General features: G+C 69.7%; 1 protein-coding gene. It reads right to left on the reverse strand.

Annotated elements, in window-relative coordinates:
* The coding region (locus ACYF6T_RS44595; RefSeq protein WP_461703711.1) for a beta-ketoacyl synthase N-terminal-like domain-containing protein at window positions 1-554 on the reverse strand (554 nt) is incomplete at both ends.

Raw genomic sequence — 554 nt, forward strand, 5'->3', positions numbered from 1 at the left:
CCGGTCAGCAACCGCACCGCCCCCACCGACCAATCCACATGCGGACTCGGCGCATCCACATGCAACGTCGCCGGCAACACCCCCGCCCGCAACGCCATCACCATCTTGATCACACCAGCCACACCAGCCGCCGCCTGCGCATGCCCGATATTCGACTTCACCGACCCCAACCACACCGGCCCCACACCCTCCCGACCCCGCCCATACGTCGCCAACAACGCCTGCGCCTCGATCGGATCCCCCAACGCCGTCCCCGTCCCATGCCCCTCCACCACATCCACCCCGGACGCAGGCACCCCCGCACTCGCCAACGCCTGCCGGATCACCCGCTCCTGCGACGGACCACTCGGCGCCGTCAACCCATTACTGGCACCGTCCTGATTGACCGCACTGCCCCGCACCACCGCCCACACCCGATGACCATGGCGCCGCGCATCCGAAAGCCGCTCCAACACCACCACCCCCACCCCCTCAGACCACCCCGTCCCATCCGCCCCCGCCGCATACGCCTTGCACCGCCCATCCCGCGCAAGACCCCGCTGCCGCGAGAACTC

This window comes from Streptomyces sp. 7R007 (assembly GCF_054850255.1).